Source organism: Methylobacterium sp. TK26 (assembly GCF_055361565.1).
Genome location: NZ_CM143965.1, coordinates 3,109,916 through 3,128,768, shown reverse-complemented (window position 1 = coordinate 3,128,768; position 18,853 = coordinate 3,109,916). Strand labels below are relative to the sequence as shown.

Annotated in this window: 18 protein-coding genes and 1 pseudogene; 12 read left to right on the top strand and 7 right to left on the bottom strand. The window is 71.1% G+C overall.

Annotation, left to right across the window (positions count from 1 at the left end; genetic code table 11):
* Positions 1-37: 37 nt before the first annotated feature.
* The 4 genes from lptM to ACXJ1Y_RS15220 form a co-directional block, all read right to left on the bottom strand.
* A complete protein-coding gene (gene lptM / locus ACXJ1Y_RS15235) occupies positions 38-394 on the bottom strand; it encodes an LPS translocon maturation chaperone LptM (RefSeq protein ID WP_463847036.1) in 357 nt (118 codons plus the stop codon).
* A gap of 124 nt (positions 395-518) precedes the next feature.
* On the bottom strand, positions 519-797 hold the full coding sequence (locus ACXJ1Y_RS15230; RefSeq protein ID WP_463847035.1) for a 3',5'-cyclic-nucleotide phosphodiesterase: 279 nt from the start codon (positions 795-797) through the stop codon (positions 519-521).
* Between the two features lie 135 nt (positions 798-932).
* Complete coding sequence (locus ACXJ1Y_RS15225; protein ID WP_463847034.1) at positions 933-1,595, bottom strand: hypothetical protein; 663 nt, start codon at positions 1,593-1,595, stop codon at positions 933-935.
* 115 nt (positions 1,596-1,710) lie between these two features.
* The gene (locus tag ACXJ1Y_RS15220) at positions 1,711-2,313 is read right to left on the bottom strand and encodes a DUF1134 domain-containing protein (RefSeq protein ID WP_463847033.1); all 603 of its coding nucleotides are present in this window, start codon (positions 2,311-2,313) and stop codon (positions 1,711-1,713) included.
* Positions 2,314-2,461: 148 nt separating this feature from the next.
* Between ACXJ1Y_RS15220 and ACXJ1Y_RS15215 the strand changes: the two genes are divergently transcribed.
* Positions 2,462-2,953 (top strand): YHS domain-containing (seleno)protein, encoded by a 492-nt coding sequence (locus ACXJ1Y_RS15215; RefSeq protein WP_463847032.1) that lies wholly within the window; start codon positions 2,462-2,464, stop codon positions 2,951-2,953.
* On the opposite strand, the gene ACXJ1Y_RS15210 is transcribed toward ACXJ1Y_RS15215, so the two are convergent.
* A complete protein-coding gene (locus ACXJ1Y_RS15210; protein ID WP_463847031.1) occupies positions 2,934-3,776 on the bottom strand; it encodes a 3'(2'),5'-bisphosphate nucleotidase CysQ family protein in 843 nt (280 codons plus the stop codon). The genes ACXJ1Y_RS15215 and ACXJ1Y_RS15210 overlap by 20 nt on opposite strands.
* Before the next feature lie 205 nt (positions 3,777-3,981).
* Between ACXJ1Y_RS15210 and chpT the strand changes: the two genes are divergently transcribed.
* The 6 genes from chpT (at position 3,982) to ACXJ1Y_RS15180 (ending at position 10,629) form a co-directional block, all read left to right on the top strand.
* Positions 3,982-4,677: a histidine phosphotransferase ChpT gene (gene chpT, locus ACXJ1Y_RS15205; RefSeq protein ID WP_463847030.1), complete on the top strand. Its 696-nt coding sequence runs from the start codon at positions 3,982-3,984 to the stop codon at positions 4,675-4,677.
* 105 nt (positions 4,678-4,782) lie between these two features.
* On the top strand, positions 4,783-7,515 hold the full coding sequence (locus ACXJ1Y_RS15200; RefSeq protein ID WP_463847029.1) for a hybrid sensor histidine kinase/response regulator: 2,733 nt from the start codon (positions 4,783-4,785) through the stop codon (positions 7,513-7,515).
* A gap of 35 nt (positions 7,516-7,550) precedes the next feature.
* Positions 7,551-8,072 (top strand): chemotaxis protein CheW, encoded by a 522-nt coding sequence (locus ACXJ1Y_RS15195; RefSeq protein ID WP_463847028.1) that lies wholly within the window; start codon positions 7,551-7,553, stop codon positions 8,070-8,072.
* A gap of 11 nt (positions 8,073-8,083) precedes the next feature.
* Complete coding sequence (locus ACXJ1Y_RS15190; protein WP_463847027.1) at positions 8,084-8,485, top strand: response regulator; 402 nt, start codon at positions 8,084-8,086, stop codon at positions 8,483-8,485.
* Positions 8,486-8,617: 132 nt separating this feature from the next.
* Positions 8,618-9,787: a chemotaxis-specific protein-glutamate methyltransferase CheB gene (gene cheB / locus ACXJ1Y_RS15185; protein ID WP_463847026.1), complete on the top strand. Its 1,170-nt coding sequence runs from the start codon at positions 8,618-8,620 to the stop codon at positions 9,785-9,787.
* Positions 9,784-10,629 carry a CheR family methyltransferase gene (locus ACXJ1Y_RS15180; RefSeq protein ID WP_463847025.1) on the top strand — a complete coding sequence of 282 codons (846 nt, stop codon included), beginning with the start codon at positions 9,784-9,786 and terminating at the stop codon, positions 10,627-10,629. Before cheB ends, ACXJ1Y_RS15180 begins: the two co-directional genes overlap by 4 nt.
* Here ACXJ1Y_RS15180 and ACXJ1Y_RS15175 read toward each other — a convergent pair.
* On the bottom strand, positions 10,538-11,407 hold the full coding sequence (locus ACXJ1Y_RS15175; RefSeq protein WP_463847024.1) for an FkbM family methyltransferase: 870 nt from the start codon (positions 11,405-11,407) through the stop codon (positions 10,538-10,540). The genes ACXJ1Y_RS15180 and ACXJ1Y_RS15175 overlap by 92 nt on opposite strands.
* 162 nt (positions 11,408-11,569) lie before the next feature.
* The gene (locus tag ACXJ1Y_RS15170; protein WP_463847023.1) at positions 11,570-12,460 is read right to left on the bottom strand and encodes a lipid kinase; all 891 of its coding nucleotides are present in this window, start codon (positions 12,458-12,460) and stop codon (positions 11,570-11,572) included.
* A 229-nt stretch (positions 12,461-12,689) separates the two neighbouring features.
* Here ACXJ1Y_RS15170 and ACXJ1Y_RS15165 point away from each other — a divergent pair, with 229 nt between their 5' ends.
* The 5 genes and pseudogenes from ACXJ1Y_RS15165 (at position 12,690) to ACXJ1Y_RS15145 (ending at position 18,851) form a co-directional block, all read left to right on the top strand.
* On the top strand, positions 12,690-13,484 hold the full coding sequence (locus tag ACXJ1Y_RS15165) for a hypothetical protein (protein WP_463847022.1): 795 nt from the start codon (positions 12,690-12,692) through the stop codon (positions 13,482-13,484).
* A gap of 59 nt (positions 13,485-13,543) precedes the next feature.
* The gene (locus ACXJ1Y_RS15160; protein ID WP_463847021.1) at positions 13,544-14,746 is read left to right on the top strand and encodes a thermonuclease family protein; all 1,203 of its coding nucleotides are present in this window, start codon (positions 13,544-13,546) and stop codon (positions 14,744-14,746) included.
* Between the two features lie 106 nt (positions 14,747-14,852).
* Complete coding sequence (locus ACXJ1Y_RS15155) at positions 14,853-15,170, top strand: hypothetical protein (RefSeq protein ID WP_463847020.1); 318 nt, start codon at positions 14,853-14,855, stop codon at positions 15,168-15,170.
* Positions 15,171-15,209: 39 nt separating this feature from the next.
* Positions 15,210-16,574 (top strand): annotated as a pseudogene (locus tag ACXJ1Y_RS15150) (PepSY-associated TM helix domain-containing protein); the annotation flags it as partial.
* Complete coding sequence (locus ACXJ1Y_RS15145) at positions 16,563-18,851, top strand: TonB-dependent receptor family protein (protein ID WP_463850127.1); 2,289 nt, start codon at positions 16,563-16,565, stop codon at positions 18,849-18,851. The pseudogene ACXJ1Y_RS15150 and the gene ACXJ1Y_RS15145, both read left to right, overlap by 12 nt.
* Positions 18,852-18,853 lie beyond the last annotated feature (2 nt).

Below are 18,853 nucleotides of genomic sequence, written 5' to 3'. Positions count from 1 at the left end.
CGCGCCTGTCGCCGTCGCTGCGTGGTTCGGGGCCCGTCTACAGCAGCGGGTCGAGAATGAAAGGCTCCTTGGGGATCCGGTATCCGCGCTTGGCGCCCTTCGAGGTCTGGATGGGGGCCTCGGTGCCGGCGGGCGGGACCGCGGAGGAGGGGAGTTCGTCCCCCGCCCGCACCGCCTCGGCGTCCGGCTCGGCCTGGCCGCCGCCGAGCCCGATGCTGCCGGGCAGGATGCGCGCGGTCTTCACCGAGGAGGCGTTGTTCGGGGGCGCCACGGTCGAGGCCGGGGCGGCGGCCGTGGGCGGTGGCTCCAGGGAGCCCCGGCGGCCGCATCCGGCGAGCGCCAGGGCCGACAGGCCGGCGGCGAACAGGATCTGAAGGGCGGAACGGGGCAACATCACGCGCGGGTCCGGCGGTCCCCGGCGGGCACCGTGCCCGGCCGGAGCCCTACCTTAGCCGTTGCGCGGGCGCGGGGCGAGCGCCGATCGGCCACAGCCATGCCGCCCGCGCGCTCGCGCGGCCTCAGCCGCGCTTGCCGTCGCGCTTGGCGCCGCCCTGGCCGCCCTGGGCCTCGTAGGCGTCGATCGCCCGGCGGCAATTCTCGGAGAGCTGCTTCCAGTTCTTCTGCATGCAGGCGTCGGTGGCCGGATCGTCGGGGGCGAGGTTGCCGCAATAGGAGAGATAATCGCCGGTGCAGTACTTCTTCAGCGTCTCGTTGCCCCGCTTGGATTGCTGCGCGGCGGCCGGGAGCGTGAGGGCGAGCGCCGCGACCGCGGCGAGAACGATGTGCTTGAGGCGCATAGAGTACGCTTTCCGTGTGCTCGTCTTCAAAGGTGTGGCGCTGCGATGATGCCTCCGCGTGGTCGAAACATGGCGACCGCGCGAAATCAGCACTGCAGCCCCGTGGCGTCTGCCCTGCGAGGCGGGCGGGGGGCTTCAGACCCGCTCCGGCTCCTGCTCGGGCACCGCGAAGGCTCCGGCCCGCGGGAGGCGGGCTTGGCCGATCACGGCGTCGGCGACTTCGGTAATGCGGCGGCGCAGGTCCGCGTTCTCGCGCTCGGTCGCTTCGTCGCGTCCGGGCCCTCCGGCCAGCGCCTGCTCGGCGGCCTCCAGGCTCGCCGCCAGGGCGGCCGTGTCGGTGCCGCGCACGGCGAGGAGGCTGTCGAGGAGGTCCGCATGGGCCTCCTCCAGGGCGCGCAGGGTGGCGAGGCTCGCCGTGCCGTCCTCGCGGGATTGGGCGAGGGTGGCTTCGAGATTGCCGTTGGCGAGGCGAACATCCGCCAGCTGGCGCTCCAGCGCCTCCAGGTCGCGGTTCAGGCTCGCGACCTTCATCGTGCCCGCGCCGATCGCCGCCATGTCCGCGTGGCGCTTGGCCCGGGCCGCCTCGACGGCCCGTTCCAGCCGCCGCTCGCGGATGGCGAACTGGGCGCGCAGGAAATCCCGCTCCGCAGCGATCTCGCTGGGGGAGAGGGGAAGCCGGGCCTCCGCCTTGCGCCGGGCAAGGCGCGCGGCGCGCGCGTTCACCGCCGGCAGCACGAGGAGGGCCAACAGGCTCGCGACCAGGAAACCCAGCGCGAAGATCATCGCCGTTTCGATCAAGAGGAACCGCTCGCGTCCCCGGCCGGCCGGTCCGGCCCTGCTTCACATTGGCCTTCTAGCGCAACTCTCAAGCAAGTCCGAGCCCGTCTTGCGCGGAGTGGGGGTGCATCCGGCCTCAGAACGGGTTCCAGGTCGCCTGATGGGTGAATTTCAGATAGCCGACATTGACGCCGAGCCGCGCGCCGACGCCGCTGCGGATCGGCACCACCACGATGCCGCCGTCGGTCATCGCCGTGAAGCCGAAGCCGCCGATGAAATAGGCCGAGCCGTCGATGCCGCCGAAGCGGCGGAACAGCGCGCGCGTGCCGGGCAGGTTGTAGACGAGCATCATCGTCCGCGCCCCGTCGCCGCCCACGTCGAAGCCGAGGGAGGGGCCCTGCCAGTAGACCCGCTGCTGGCCGGTATTGCGGGTGTAGAACGTGCCCTCGCCGTAGCGCAGGCCCGCGACGAAGGCGCCGGAGCCCTCCTGGCCCAGGATGTAGCCGTTGGGCTGGCCCCAGCGGCGGCCGGCCTCCTCGACGGTGAGGGCGAGCCCGCGCGAGACCGTGCCGAAGAAGCGGTGGCCGGAATCGACCAGCTCCTCGGCGCGGAAGGTCTCGGGGTCGGCGTTCGGGGGCAGGTTGCCCGCCCAGGCCGAGACCGGGCCGCCGACCGCGAGGCCGAGCCCGGCGCGCAGGACCTGCCGCCGTGGAAGGCCGGAAGAGACAAATGACGTCATGGGCATCCTCCGCCGATGAGCGTGGCCGCGCCCCGTGCGTCGCGCCTGCCGCACCGCCCGGCGCCCCTTGCGCATTCGGGCCGGATGTGCGGCAACGGCTCCCGCGCCGGGGCCGGGAGTGGGACCAGCATTGGGCCAAATTCGCAAGATGGGGTTAACGGGGCGTGACCGCGACCGATCGCGGCGCCTCGTCGTCGCCGGGCTTCTGGCAATCCTCGCCTCCGGTGCGCAGGCCGGGCCGACGCGGATCGCCCCCCTCGCCCTCAACGGCTACGACCCGGTGAGCTACTTCCTGCCGGAGGGGCCGCAGCCCGGCACCGCGCGGTTCGAGGCGGAATGGGACGGCCGCGTGTGGCGATTCGCCCTCGACGGCAACCGGGCGGCCTTCCTGCAGGCCCCCACAATCTACGCGCCCCGCCTCGGGGGATACGACGCCGTCGGCATCCTCGACCGGCGGATCGTGGATGCCGACCCGGCCACCTTCGCGGTGCTCGACGGGCGGCTCTACCTGTTCCGGGACAAGGAGCGCCGGGAGCGCTTCCTCGCGGATCCGGCCCTGGCGCGGCAGGCCGAGGCGATCTGGCCGGGCCTGACCCGGCTCCTCGACGACCCCGATGAGATCACGGGCGCGGCGCGCTGAGCGGCCGGTCGCAGGAGAAGCCCCGGGCCAGGACGATGTCGGCGGCGAGCGCCGGGTCGCCCAGGGCCGCGAAGGGCCCGTTGCGGTAGCCGTCGCCGAGGCGGCCGTAGCGGATCGGCCCGCCGTCGGAGACGATGACGCAGCCGCCCGCCGCCGTGAGGATCGCGTCGCCCGCCGCCGTGTCCCATTCCATGGTCGGCCCGCAGCGGACGTAGATATCCGCCTCGCCGGAGGCGAGCAGGCCGAACTTCAGGGCCGAGCCGCTGGTGCGCACCTCCATGACGGGGAGGGCGGCGAGGCAGGCGGCGGTGTCCGGGTCGCCGTGGCGGCGGCTGCCGAGGGCGAGGAGGCCCGCCTCCGGCGCCCCCCGCGCCCGCACCCGCCGCGCCGTGCCGGGGCGGCCCTGGACGATGGGCGCCTCGTAGGCGTCCCGGCCGGAGAGCCAAACCCGTTCGAGCCCCGGCGCGGCGAGCGCCGCCGCCACCGGCCGCCCCTCCGCCACCAGGGCGATGTTGACCGAGTAATCAGGCGTGCCGGCCAGGAAGTCGCGGGTGCCGTCGAGGGGATCGACCAGAAAGAACAGGTCGCCCGCCGGCAGGTCGCGGGCGCTCTCCTCCGCGACGATGGGGATTCCGGGAAAGCGGGCCGTGAGGGCCTGGAGGATCAGCGCCTCGGCTTCGAGGTCGGCCGCGCTGGAGGGCGAGCCGTCCTCCTTCGTGACATGCGGGCAGTCGGCGCGGTGCCATCGCCGCAGCACCGTTCCGGCGGCGCAGGCGATCTCGGCGAGCACGTCCGCGCTCTGCCGGGCCTCGGCTTCCGTCATCGTCGCCGCTCTGCCCATGAGGCCGCGATCCTCCCGCCCTAGGGATGCCCCAGCCGGCAACGGATGTCGATTCCGCAAGTCTTGTCCGCAAGTCATGTCCGCAAGTGTTGCCGCGCTCGAATCGGGTCTCCGCACAGCCGGTTAACGCTTTGCAAAGGGGCGTTGCGCGTCTATCCGTGCGCACCATTTCGCCCCGGAGTTCCCGATGCCTACTCTCACCCTCGACGGCCTGGATCTCGCCGCCTTGCTCTGCTCGCGCGTCTGCCACGACGTGATCAGCCCGGTCGGCGCGATCGTGAACGGGCTTGAGGTGCTGGAGGACGATCAGGACGAATCGATGCGCGAATTCGCGCTGGAGCTGATCGGCAAGAGCGCCCGGCAGGCCTCCGCCCGGCTGAAATTCGCCCGGATCGCCTTCGGTGCGGCGGGTTCGGCCGGGGCCTCCATCGATCTCGCCGACGCCGAGAGCGTGGCCAAGGGCATGTTCGCCGACGAGAAGACCAAGCTCGAATGGCGCGCGCCGCAGGCCCTGTTCCCGAAGAACAAGGTGAAGCTGATCCTCAACCTCGTGATGGTGACGACCTCCGCGATCCCGCGCGGCGGCCTGATCGACGTGACGGTGACGGGCGACGGCGAGGCGCCGACCTTCGTATTGAAGGCCAAGGGCTCCCATGCCCGCATCCCCCCACATGTCGTGGAGCTGATCGCGGGCGAGCCCGAGAGCGGCACCGTCGACGCCCATGGCATCCTGCCCTTCTATGCCGGCCTCGTGGCCCGCGCGGCGCGGATGGATGTGAAGTTCGCCATCGACGGTGATGAGGTCACGGTGACGGCGGAACCGACCGTGATTGAACAGACGCCGGAAAGCGATGCTGGGAATTCAGGCACCGAAATCGCTTGAGGCGCTTAAAATAGCACTGTGGAACCAATCGGGCGCAACTCTTCGATAACGCCCCATCGTCATCATCGCCGGTGCGAGACGTTTCGCACGTAACGAGTATCGGCGATGGACGACCTGCTGCGTGAGTTTCTGACCGAGAGCGCGGAGCATCTCGATACGGTCGACACGGAGCTCGTCCGTTTCGAGCAGGATCCGAACAACGAGACGATCCTGCGGAACATCTTCCGTCTGGTGCACACCATCAAGGGCACCTGCGGGTTCCTCGGCCTGCCGCGCCTCGAAGCCCTGGCGCACGCCGCCGAGACGCTGATGGGCCGCTTCCGCGACGGGATGCCGGTCTCCTCCGCGAGCGTGACGCTGATCCTCGCCACCCTGGACCGCCTCAAGGCGATCCTGGCCGACCTCGAAGCCACCGGCTCCGAGCCGACGGGCGCGGATTCGGACCTGATCGAAGCCCTGGAATACATGGCGGAGCACGGCACGGGCGCGGCCGCCGAGGCCCCCGTGCCGGCGGTGATCGTCCCCGAGATCGTCCTGCCCGAGCCCGTGTCGCGGGAACTGAAGCCCGGCGAAGTCACCCTCGACGATCTGGAGGCGGCATTCCTGGCCGCGCCGGGTCCCGACGAGATGGATTTCGGCTCCGTCCCGGCGCTGCCGGCCCCCGAGCCCGTGAAGGCCGAGGCACCCAAGGTCGAGGCCCCGAAGGCCGAAGCCAAGGCCGAAGGCAAGCCCGAGGTGCATGCGCCCGTGGCCGCCGCCGAGGGCGAAGCCAACCACAGCAACAAGGTGCAGACGATCCGCGTGAACGTCGACACCCTCGAACACCTGATGACGATGGTCTCGGAACTGGTGCTGACCCGCAACCAGCTCCTCGAGATCGCCCGCCGTCACGAGGATTCCGCCTACAAGGTGCCGCTGCAGCGGCTGTCGCACGTCACGGCCGAGCTGCAGGAAGGCGTCATGAAGACGCGCATGCAGCCCATCGGCAATGCGTGGCAGAAGCTGCCCCGCGTGGTCCGCGACCTGTCGGCCGAACTCGGCAAGCAGATCGAACTGGTGATGCAGGGCGCCGAGACCGAACTGGACCGACAGGTCCTGGAGGTCATCAAGGACCCGCTGACCCACATGGTCCGCAACTCGGCGGATCACGGCCTCGAATCCACCGCCCAGCGCGTCGCCGCCGGCAAGCCGGCAAGGGGCTCGATCCGCCTCTCGGCCTTCCACGAGGGCGGCACGATCACCATCGAGATCGCCGACGACGGCAAGGGCCTCGACCTCGCCGCCATCCGCCGCAAGGCGGTGGAGCGCGGCCTCGCGAGCCAGGCCGACATCGATCGCATGACCGACGCGCAGGTCGCGAAGTTCATCTTCCACGCCGGCTTCTCCACCGCCGCCGCCGTCACCTCGGTCTCGGGCCGGGGCGTGGGCATGGACGTGGTGAAGACCAACATCGAGACCATCGGCGGCGTCATCGACATCGCCACCCAGGCGGGCAAGGGCACCGTCTTCACCATCAAGATCCCGCTCACCCTCGCCATCGTGGCGGCGCTCATCGTCCGGGCCGGCGAGCAGCGCTTCGCCCTGCCGCAGGTGGCGGTGCTCGAACTGGTGCGGGTCGGCGCCAACGCGCAGCCCGTGGAGTACATCAACGGCTCGCCGGTCCTGCGCCTGCGCGAGCGGCTGCTGCCCATCGTGTCGCTCACCGGCCTGCTCGGGGCGGGGGCGGCGGCCGAGGCCACCGGCTTCGTCGTGGTGGCCCAGGTCGGCCGCCAGCGCTTCGGCATCCTCGTGGACGAGGTGTTCCACACCGAGGAGATCGTGGTGAAGCCGATGTCGGCGAAGCTGCGCCACATCCCGCTCTTCGCCGGCAACACCATCCTCGGCGACGGTGCCGTGGTGCTGATCGTGGATCCGAACGGCGTCGCCAACCAAGTGGCGCAGGGCGCCCAGGCCACCGCCGGCCAGGCTGAGGCCGAGGCCGAAGCGGCCGACGCCGCCGAGGCGACCACCACGCTCCTCGTGTTCAAGGGCGGCGGGGGCGGCTTCAAGGCCGTGCCGCTGTCGCTGGTCACGCGCCTCGAGGAGATCGAGGGCGACAAGGTCGAGTGGCTGGGCGGGCGTCCGCTCATCCAGTACCGCGGCCGCCTGATGCCGCTGGTGCCGGCCGACGACGGCATCGCGATCAAGACCGAGGGCCGTCAGGCGCTCGTCGTGTTCTCCGATGGCGAGCGGGCCATGGGCCTCGTCGTGGACGAGATCGTGGACATCGTGGAGGAGCGCCTCGACATCGAGATCGCCGCCGACCGCTCCGACCTCATCGGCTCGGCGGTGCTGCGGGGCCGGGCGACCGACATCATCAACATCGCCCACTTCCTGCCCATGGCCTACGACGACTGGGCGCGGGGGCCGCGCAAGGCGCAGAAGCAGGCCTCGACCCTGCTCCTCGTCGACGACTCGGCGTTCTTCCGCGACATGCTCTCGCCGGTGCTCAAGGCGGCGGGTTTCCAGGTCGTCACCGCCGGCAGCGCGGACGAGGCTATGGCCACCCTCCAGGCCGACCAGCGCATCTCCGTGGTCGTCACCGATCTCGACATGCCCGGCCGCAGCGGGTTCGACCTCGTCGGCGCCATGCGCCACGGCGGCGAGCGACTCGCCGGGATGCCGGTGGTCGGCCTCAGCGGCTCGGTGGGGGCGGAGGCGGTGGAGCGTGCCCGCACCCTCGCCATCACCGACCTCGTGGCGAAGTTCGACCGGAGCGGCCTCGTCGCCGCCCTGGGTGAGATCGGTGCCTCTGCCGAAGAGGCCGAGACGCAGAACGGCGTGGCCCGCGCGGCCTGATCGGAACGGTTGTAGCGTATTCCGGAGTGGGTGAGATGAAGGCTGCGAACGCCAACGGCGCCGAGACCGGCCCGACAGAAGACTTCGTGACGGTCCATGTCGACGGGGTCCTGTTCGGCCTCGCCATCGAACGGGTGCACGACGTGTTCGTGCCCTCGGGCGTGACCCCCGTCCCCCTGGCGCCGCCGGAGATCGTCGGGCTCCTGAACCTGCGCGGGCGGGTGGTGACGGCCCTGTGCCTGCGCCGCCGCCTCGGCATGGCGCCGGCCGCCGCGCGGACCGAGGGCGAGGCCACCGGCAACGACCGGGGCATGGCCATCGGCCTGGAGCAGGGCGGCGAGACCTTCGCCCTGATCGTGGACGGGGTCGGCGAGGTGCTGAAGCTCGGTGCCGACACGCGGGAGAGCGTGCCGATCAACCTCGATGCCCGCTGGCGCGACCTGACGACCGGCGTCCACCGCCTGGAAGGGCGCCTCCTCGTCATCCTCGACGTGGATTCGCTCCTCGATTTCGGCGCCAAGGATTCGCGCGGCGCCCGTGGCGCCGAGGCGGCGTAAGGGTGGCCAGCATGAGCCCGCGCGAGACGACCTGCCTCGTGGTCGACGATTCCGCCGTGATCCGTAAGGTCGCCCGGCGCATCATCGAGGATATCGGCTACGTGGTCATGGAGGCCGAGGACGGCGACACCGCCCTCGAACTCTGTGCCGAATCGATGCCGGACGTGATCCTGCTCGATTGGAACATGCCCAACCGCGACGGCTACGCCTTCCTGCAGGAATTGCGGCAGAGCGAGGCGGGGCGCCAGCCGAAGGTTATCTTCTGCACCACCGAGAACGATGTCGGCGCCATCGCCCGCGCCCTTCACGCCGGCGCCGACGAATACATTATGAAGCCGTTCGATCGCGACATCTTGACCGCGAAGCTCGAGCAGGTTGGTGTTTCGGCGAAAGCCGCATCCAATCTTATTTAATCTCTTACGCTTATTCTTGAATATTCAAGCTGTACCGGGCCCGGGGTGGGCGCCGCCGCCTCCCCGCCATCACGGGTGAGGTGCGGCGCCTCCGGAGCCGGGATCGGATCGGCGAGGGGAGAGGACAAGGTCATGGCTTCGAGTCCTGCGGCGGCGGCGCCGCGCATGCCTGCCTCAACGCCGAGCAGCCCGGTGCGCGTGTTGATCGCCGACGATTCGGCGGTGGTGCGGGGGCTCGTCGCCCGCTGGATCACCGAGGCCGGGTTCCAGCTCGTGGGCACCGCCTCGAACGGCAAGATCGCCCTGGAGATGATGTCCCGCCACGACCCGGACGTGGTGCTCCTCGACATCGACATGCCCGAACTCGACGGCACGGAGGCGCTGCCGCGCATGCTCGCGGCGAGCCCGACCCTGCAGGTCGTGATGATGTCGACGCTGACCACGCGCAACGCCGACATCTCCCTGAAATGCCTCGCCCTCGGCGCGGTGGACTACATCGCCAAGCCGGAGAGCAACCGGGGCGTCACCACCTCCGACGCGTTCCGCACCGACCTGATCGAGCGCGTCCGCGTCTTCGGCGCCGCCCGCGCCCGGGGCCGGCGCACCACCGCCGCGCCCTCGACGCACACCTCCACGCCGGTTTCGGCCACGCCCGTCGCGGCGGCCAAGCCCGCCGCCCCCGTCGTCCTGCGGCCCCGCGCCCGCGTCACCACCACCCCCCGCGTCCTGCTCATCGGCTCCTCGACCGGCGGCCCGCGCGCCGTGGGCGAAGCCCTGGCCGGCATCGGCGCGGCGGCCCTGAAGCGGGTGCCGACACTCATCGTGCAGCACATGCCGCCGGTCTTCACGGCGGTGTTCGCCGAGCACCTCTCGGCGCGGGTCGGCCTGCCGGCCGCCGAGGGCAAGGCGGACGAGCGCATCGAGCCGGGCCGGATCTACGTCGCCCCCGGCGGTCGCCACATGGGCCTCGCGACGGTGGCCGGCGCCACGGTGATCAAGCTCAACGACGGCGCCCCGGTGAATTTCTGCCGCCCGGCGGTGGACGTGCTCTTCAAGGACGCGGCGGCGATCTTCGGCGCGGCGACCGCCTCGGTGATCCTCACCGGCATGGGTTCGGACGGCACCAACGGGGCCCGCGCCCTCGTGGAGGCGGGCGGCCCGGTGCTGGCCCAGGACGAGGCCACCAGCACCGTCTGGGGCATGCCGGGCAGCGTCGCCCGCGCCGGCCTCGCCGAGGCCATCCTGCCCCTGCCCGAGATCGGCCCGGCGCTCCGGGCCATGATCATGGGTCAACCGGCATGACAGAGCTCGATTTCGAGTTCCTGCGCGCCTACCTCAAGCAGCGCTCCGGGCTCGCCCTCACCGCCGAGAAGCGGTACCTCGTCGAGAGCCGGCTCGCCCCGGTCTGCCGGCGCTTCAACTACGCCACCCTGCGCGACCTGATCGGCAGCCTGAAGATCGGCCACGACACCGCCATCGAGCGCGCCGTGGTCGAGGCCATGACCACGAACGAGACCTTCTTCTTCCGCGACCGGCTGCCCTTCGACCTCTTCCGGGATGTGGTGCTGCCGGAGGCCCTGGCCCGCAACGCCATCCGGCGGCGGCTGCGGATCTGGTGCGCGGCGGCCTCGACGGGGCAGGAGCCCTATTCCATCGCCATGCTGCTGCAGGAGGCGGGCGCCAAGCTCGCCGGCTGGCAGGTGGACATCGTGGCCACCGACATCTCCGGCGAGGTGATCGATAAGGCCAAGCTCGGGCTCTACAGCCAGTTCGAGGTGCAGCGCGGCCTGCCGGTGCAGTGGCTGCTGAAGTACTTCACGCAGATTGGGGAACAGTGGCAGATCGCGGCCTCGCTGCGGTCGATGGTCGAGTTCCGCCAGTTCAACCTGCTGCACGGCTACGAGGGGCTCGGCACGTTCGACGTCATCTTCTGCCGCAACGTGCTCATCTACTTCGACGCGCCGACCAAGTCCGAGATCCTGGCGCGGTTCGGCAACAGCCTCGTGCCCGGCGGCGCGCTGCTGCTGGGCGCCGCCGAGACGGTGATCGGCCTCACCGACCGTCTCGCCCCGGATGCCAAGCACCGGGGCCTGTACGGTCATGCGCCGGCCCCGACCACGGCGCTGCGGGCGGCGGCGGGATAGGCTCCGCGAGTGGTGGCCCGCAACCCCAGTGCCAGCTCCGCACGGCGCCGTTCAGCGCCGGCGTGAGCCTGCTCGGCATCGGCTCGCGGCTCGCATGAATGTCCTTCCAACCGAGCTTGGCCTCCGCCAGCTTGTAGAAGAACGCCTCCGCATCGAGCCAGGGCGACGTGAGGTCGAGGCCGTAGGGCCCGGCCGAGTGGAACTTGAAGGAATGCCACTTCCTTCCCGTCGCGCAGACGATGATGGTGTGCCGATAGACTTGGCTGACGGTTAATCCATCGACGAGATTGAAAGACTTGTAGCCGTTCGCACAGAGCAGGGCGAACACCTCGATGGAATGGCTCTCCGCCGAGAGGAAGGCGGGCCTGATGCCGGCCGCGAACAGGTTCCTCAGGACGTTCTGATCGAAGCCCTCGAGGTCGATCTTGATGTAGTGCGGCGCGCCGTGCCGGCGCACGATCGTGGCGGCCGGGATGCTAGGCAGCCTGACCCGGTCGAACTCGTCCCTCTGGCTGGGGCGCGGAGCCGGGAACTGGCTCAGGACATGGTTCGTCTTGTGGATGTAGAAATCGACCTCTTCCTCCTCGTCGGCATCGGTGATGACGGCGTTGAGGATGGTGAGCCGCCCGGATTGCAGCTCCGCGGCGAAACGCGCCACGCATTCTTCACACAGGGCAGGATTCGCTTCGACGGCGACGACGTCGTGACCCTTTGCGAGATAGTACTCGACGTCATCGCCTTGGTTCATGCCGAAATCGTAAACGATCGCTCTGGCCATCGCGGCGCCTTGAACCCTGGGCTTTCAGTCCTGAGGCGGCGGGTCTATCATGATCGTGTGCGATTTAGGCAATGATTGTCGATGCATCCCACCGAATTCAAATAACTACTTTCGGTTGTCTTCGTAGATCAATACAGAGTGCCGCGTGAAGTGACGCGCCGGTCAGCCCCGCTGGGAGGGCGGCGGCGCGTAGACCCGCAGGATCTTCGGCATCACCTTGAAGTGGGCCGGGGTGTGGGTGGTCAACTCGCCGTCCGTGTTGATCGGCCGGGGCTTGCGCGTTGTCAGGCGGATCTCCCGCGTCTTGAAGGCGCGAACGTCCGCCGCCTTGCCGTGCGTCCCCCGGCGCAGGGCCGGCAGCAGGGCGAGGAGGCGCCACCAATGGGCGACTTCGAGGCTGTAGAAATCGAGGTTGCCGTCATCGACGGCGGCCTCCTGCTCCACCGTCATGCCGCCGCCGTAATGGCGCCCGTTGCCGACGGAGACCTGGATGGTCGTGACCTTCTCCACCTTGCCGTCGTGCTCGATGGTGACGCCGAAGGGCCGCACCCGGCGCAGCACCCGCACGGCGGCCACGGCGTAGCCGAACACGCCGAAGCGCTTCTTCGCCTCCGAGGTCAGTTCGCCCGCGAGTTCGGCCGAGAAGCCGATGCTCGCGACGTTGAAGTAATAATGCCCGTTGACCCAGCCGAGATCGACCGGCTGCGGCTGCGCCCCCGGGATGAACTTCGCGGCGGCCAGCGGATCGAGGGGGAGGCCGAGGGACCGGGCGAGATCGTTCGCGGTGCCGAGCGGCAGGATCGCCAGCGGCAGGCCGGTCTCCACCAGGGCCTCGGCGGCGGCGTTCATGGTGCCGTCGCCCCCGCCGAGGATGACGAGATCGACCTCGCCCGCCATCGAGCGGATCGCGGCGCAGGCATCGCCGTCGCCCGGTGGGTCGACGGGCTCGATGCCCCCCGCGCGCAGGATGGCGCGCACCTCGTCCAGCGAGAGGCTGCCGTTGCGGGCCTTGGCGTTGCAGCAGAGCAGCGCCCGACGGGTCTGCGCGCTCATTGGGAGACCGTCATGGGGTTGCGCATCGTTCTCCGCCGGCTGTCGCACACGTGTTGCTTTTCGGCACTTGGTCGTCAGACGCGTGAACTCAACCCCATCATCCCCGGAATTCGCCACTGGTGAGTCGGGTCGGCACCTGCGATGCCTGAACTCCGCCCGGAACCGATGCGGCATCCGGGCGCGTTTTCCCCCCTAGAGCCTCCCCCCTCGCTTCGGTCGGGCCGGTCCCATGCGCGCCTCCCCCATTCCCTTCCGCCCCCTGGCCACGGCCCTGGGGCTCGTGCTGCCCCTGCTCGCGCTGCCGGCCTCGGCCGATCCACGCGCCTGGGTCGATCCGCCGAAATCCGCCCCGGCCGCGCCGAAGCCCGCTCCGGCGGCCGAGGCGCCCGCGAAGGCCGCCCCCGAGGCGCCGCCGACCAAGGCCGCCGCCGCCCCGGCCGCCCGTCCCAAGCGCCTGACGCGTCAGGCCGAGGTCGAGCGCCCGGCGCCGCGCCACCGGCACGCCCGCCGCGCGACCCGCCTCGCCGACACCCCCGCCGCGGGCCCGGTCGCCGCGCCGGTGGCGCAGGCCCCCGCGCCCGCCGGGCGGGTCGAGGCCGCCCAGGCGCTCGCGATGGATTACCTCTCGGTGGTCTCCTCGTCGGGCGATGAGATGGTCGGGGCCACGCCGCGCTTCTACGGCACCCGCGTCCGCTTCTACGGTCGCCCGACCACGCTTGCCGGGCTCCTCGACGAGAAGCGCGGCTTCGTGCGGCGCTGGCCGGAGCGGCGCTACGCGGCCCGCGCCTTCAGCACCCGCTGCACCCCCGACGGGGCGACCTGCATCGTGCGGGCCATCGTCGATTTCCGTGCCGCCAACCCGCAGCGAGGCGCGGTGTCGCGGGGCGCGTCCGAACTGGTGCTCGAAGTGAGCTTCGCCGGTCAGCGCCCGGTCATCGTCGCCGAGAGCGGGCGGGTGCTGCACCGGGACGGCGCCGGCCAGGCGCGGGCCGAGACCCTGGCCCCGTCCGCAGGCAGGGGCTAAGAGCCTCCCATCGTTCCCCGCCCGCCCTCCCGGCCGGCGGGAGCAGCAGGCAGGGGCGGATGACGGCTTCGACAGTCGCGGCGGATCAGGAGAAGGCGGCGGCGCATCCCCGGCTCGACGCGCCGGAGCGTGCCGCCCTGCGCGAGGTCATCCTCGCCGAGATCCGCAAGGCGCGGCCGCATCCGGTGGCCGAGCGCACCCTGCTCCTGATCCTCCAGGCGGCCCTGGAGCCGCAGGAGGGCGAACCCGGCTACCACGTCCTCGACCGGCACGGCGCCCCGCGCGTTCACGCGGCGGGAGAGGGGGCCGAGGCACGCCCCTTCACCCTGGCCGACCTCGTCGCCGAGCAGCGCACCAAGCATCCCGGCCTGTTCCTGGCCCCCGAGCCGGAGCCGGCCCCCGAGCCCGAGGCCAAGCCGGCGGCGGAATCCGCCCTCGCGGCACAGGCCTCAGAGATGCGGGCCGCCACGGCGCGCTTCATCGGCTCGCAATCGGAGCGGGCGCGCTCGCTCGCCGAACATTCCTCCGTGCAGGGCCGGGCCCTGGCTCGCTCGGCCGCCGGGGTTTTCGCGACCCTGAAGGGCCGCCTGCAGCGGGACGGCGAGGCGGGCGGCAACGTCCGCGAGGCGCTGGGCGAGCGCGTCGGCTCCCTGCGCGACCGGATCACCGCAGGGGACGCGGACGGGCATCGCGGCGGGTTCTGGCTCGGCGCCGCCGCCGTGGCGACGGGCGCCATGGTGCTCCTGGCGGTGATCGTGAGCGCCCCCCGCTCGCCGGAGACGACGCAGCCCCCGGCCACGCGGCAGGCCCAGACCGCGCCTACGCCCACCACGGCGCCGGAGCCGGCCCAGACCGCCCGCGCCCCCTCGGTGCCGGACAACGTGACGCCGCCGCCGGAAGGCGACGGACGGGGCGACCCCGAGCCCGACGCCCCGCCCCCCGCCGCCAACGCGATCACCGGCACGGTGCAGGTGATCGACACCGCGACCCTGAAGGTCGGCGGCAAGCTGCTGCACCTGTTCGGCGTCGAATGGGTGCGCGGCGGGCAGGCGGACGAACTCGCCCGCTACATCGGCGGGCGCACGGTGAGCTGCCAGCCGGCGCCGGGCAGCGAGAACATGAATTGCACCGTCGATGGCCGCGACCTCTCGGAAGTGGTGCTCTACAACGGCGGCGGCCGGGCCTCCCCCGAGGCGAGCCCCGAACTCGTGGCCGCCGAGGACCACGCCCGCAGCGAGCGCCTCGGGGTATGGAAACGCTGACCGCACGAGGCCACGCGGGGCGTTGACGCGGACCGATTCTCCCGCCTAGTTAAGCTCCATGCGCAGGCCCTCAGACCGATCGGCTCGATGCCGCGCGGTCATCACCGTGGCCGCGCTCTACGGCCTGCTGCTTCAGGTCTTCCTCGTCTCGATCCAGCCCGTCCCGACGTTCCTCAACGCCGACGGGGTGATCTGCGCCGCCCATGACGGCGGCCCGGCCGACGAGGGCACGCCCTGTCCGCAGCAACTCTGCTGCCTCGCGGCCCATCTTGCCCAGCCCCTCGTCGCGCCGGTCCCGGAGGCCGTCGCCCTCGTCGTCCCACCCCGCCGCGACGTGGCGCCGGTGTGGCGCGTCGCCGAGCGGCCGCCCGTGCGCGGCCCGCCGAACCGCGCCGTCTCCTCCCGAGGTCCGCCGTCCGTCTGAACGATCCTTTCCCGATCGCTCATTCACGGACCAATCGTCATGTCGCTCTCGCTTTCCGGCAGCGCCCGCCCGCTCGGCGTCGCGCAGGCCACGCGCGTCTCGCGCGATGCCATCTATCGCGCCGTCTGGCGCTGGCACTTCTATGCCGGGCTGTTGTGCCTGCCCTTCCTCGTCACCCTGTCCGCGACGGGGGCGCTTTACCTCTTCAAGGACGAGATCAACGCCACCGTCTTCGCGGGCCGCAGCATCGTGGCGCCCGCTGCCAGGCCGCTGGGGCCGGATCGGCTGATCTTCGAGGCGATGCAGGCGGTCCCCGGCGGCACGCCGCTCTCCTTTACCGATCCCGCCCGGCCCGATGCCTCGGCCGTGGTGACGCTGGCCGAGGGGCCGCGCCGGATCCTCGTCTATCTCGACCCCGCCGACGGCACCGTCCTCGACACGGTGGACCGGGATTCCGAGTTCTTCACCGTGGTGAAGCGCCTGCACAGCCTCGCCTATTTCGGGCCGCTGGCGAACGGGATCATCGAGATCGTCGCCGGCTTCGCGATCATCCTCGTGCTCACGGGCCTCTACCTGTGGTGGCCGCGCGGGCAGGAGGGCGGGGTCGTGACGATCCGCGCCACGCCCCGCCGCCGGGTCTGGTGGCGGGATCTCCACGCGGTCACGGGCGTCGTCGCGGGGGGCGGGCTGCTCTTCCTGGCGCTGACGGGCCTGCCCTGGTCGGTCTGGTGGGGCGACCAGCTCCGTCATTGGTCGAACGTCGCCGGCCTCGGCCAGCCGACGATCCTCTGGGCGAGCAAGCCGGTCTCGACCGTCCCGATGGGACAGGTGCTCGACGCCACCGGCTGGACCATGCGGGACGCGCCGGTCCCGCGATCCACCGCCTCGGGCAAGCCCATCGGCATCGACGAGGCCGCCGCGATCCTCGGCCGCCTCGGGATGCCGCGCGGCTACGAACTCTCCCTGCCGATGGGGCCGCAGGGGGTCTACGCGGCGGCGGTCTATCCGAAGGACGTCGCCCGCCAGCGGGTGGTCTCCCTCGACCAGTATTCCGGCACGCCCCTGGTCGACGTGCCCTTCCGCGAACTCGGCCCCGTGGGGCGGCTGATCCAGTACGGGATCGGCATCCATCTCGGCCAGTATTTGGGGCGGGCGAACCAGTTCGCCATGCTGGCCTTCTGCCTCGCCACGATCCTGCTCTCCGTCACGGCGGGCACGATGTGGTGGAAGCGGCGGCCGAAGGGCAGCCTCGGCGCCCCGCCCTGGCCCCGCGACAGGCGGGTGATGGCGGGCGTCACCGCCCTGGTGATCGGGCTCGGCGCCCTGTTTCCGCTCACCGGCCTCGCGATCCTCGTCATGCTCGGCCTCGACCTCGCCCTCCGGCGGGTCGCGGTGCGCCGCGCGGCACCGGCTGCGCTCCTCTGCGGCGCGTGCCTCATCGGCGCCTCGCCCGCGCGGGCGCAGGAGGCCGTGACCCTCGACGAACTCTCCGTCACGGGCGAAGGCGGCCCGGCCAACGTCCGGTCCTTCGGCGTCGCCGCCCCGCCCAACAGCTCATCGGTGGTGATCGACCAGCCGGTGGGGCAGGTCGTCACCGCCATCGGCCGCGCGAACACCATCGCCGACCGGCCGGCGACGAGCATCGGCTCGGTGCTGATCAACAGTCCCGGCGTGACCGTGCGCCAGGGCAACGGCGCGCGGGACGTCATCGTCTCGATCCGCGGCAACAACGCCCGCTCGACCGGCGTCATCAAGAACACGGTCGTGCTGGAGGACGGGTTCATCCTCACCCAGCCGGACGGCGCCGCGCGGTTCGATCTCACCGATCCGCGCGCCTACAGCCGGATCGACGTGTTCCGGGGGCCGCAATCGGCGCTGTTCGGCAATTACGCCACGGGCGGCGCCATCGCCTTCCGCACCCGCACCGGCCGGGAGATCGACGGCTACGAGTACGGCGTCGATGCCGGCTCGTTCGGCTACCTGTCGAACTACTTCACGGTCGGCGGGGTGAGCGGCCCGTTCGAGATCAGCCTGTTCGCCAGCGACGTGCGCGGGAACGGCTATCAGGACCATTCCTCCTACGACACGCAGACGATCAACCTGCTGGCGAGCTATACCCCGACGCCGGACAACCGCTTCACCCTGAAGGTCATCAACAACGAGTTGCACGCCAACCTCGCGGCGCGATCGTCCCTGGCGCAGTACGGGATCAACCCGTACCAGCTGGGCTGCGCCTCGGCGCTGAACGCGGCGCCGGGCTGCACGACCTACAATTACTTCGTGAACGGGGCCTTCGGGCGCACCGTGCCGGTGACGGCGAGCGAGGCCGCCCTCCAGCGCAGCGACCGCCGCACCGTGGTGGCCCTGCGCTACGAGCACGATTTCGACGCCGACACGACGTGGCGGACGCAACTCGGCTTCGATGAGCGCAACTTCGACCAGCCGTTCTACACGACCTCCTCGACCGGCTCGTACCCGTCGTGGAACTTCCTCACCGACCTGACCCGGCGCGGTGACCTCTTCGGCCTGCCGGCGGTGGGCTACGTGGCGCTGGCCTACAACCGCATCGACAATCACATCGCGACCTACACCCGCGCGCCCTATGGCGGCCCGAGCCTCGGGGGGCTGATCGGCGATCAGACTGCCGTGCAGGACAATCTCGGCGGGCGGGCGCGGATGGAGGTGGCGCTCACCGACCGGCTGACGGCGGTGGCCGGGATCAGCGCGGAATCGACCCGCATCACCGGGCGCAACCTCGCCTACAGCTACGCGGCCAGCGGCATCACCCGCACCGTCGGCGACACGGACCGGCAGTTCCTCAACACGGCGCCGGAACTGGCGCTCGTCTACCGGGCGAGCGAGGCGTGGCAGCTGCGCGCCCGCGCGGCGACCGGCTACACCACGCCGGCCGCCTCGAACCTGTTCATCACCCCGGCGGGCCTGCCGGGCAACAACACGCAGTTGAAGACGCAGGAGAATCTGGGCTTCGACCTCGGTGCGGACTGGACCCCGCAGCCGGGCCTCACCTTCAGCCTCACCGGCTTCTACGAGTTCTTCCGCAACGAATTGGTCTCGCAATCCCCCGGCGCGGGGCTCCTCGCCTACACGTTCAACGCGCCGGCCTCGGAACATCGCGGCATCGAGTTCGGGGCGGATTGGGCCTTCGCCCCCGGCTGGCGGGCCTATGCCGCCTACGGGTTCAACGATCAGGTCTACACGCGCTACGTCGAGCAGATCAGCGCCGGGAGCCTCACGCGGGCGTTCGACCGGGCCGGCAACACCATCCCCGGCGTGCCGGCGCACCAGCTTCTGGCGCGGATCGGCTACGACGTGCCGACCGGCCCGCTGGCCGGGCTCGGCGCCTTCGTGGAGACCGTCTTCCAGGACGACTTCTACATCGACAACGCCAACCTGCTGAAGGCGCCGGGCTATACCATCGTCAACGCCAACGTCCATTACGAGACCGCGCTGACCGGCGGCTATGCCAAGCGGCTGAACCTCTATCTCGAAGTCCGCAACCTGTTCGACACGGTCTACGTCGCCTCGGCGCAGAACCTCGCGAACACGATCAGCGGGACGACCGGGTTCCAGAACGGGGCAGGCGTGCTCGCGACCACGACGGGCTCGGTCTATGCCGGCGCGCCGCGCACCATCACCGGGGGGATGAAGCTGTCGTTCTGAGG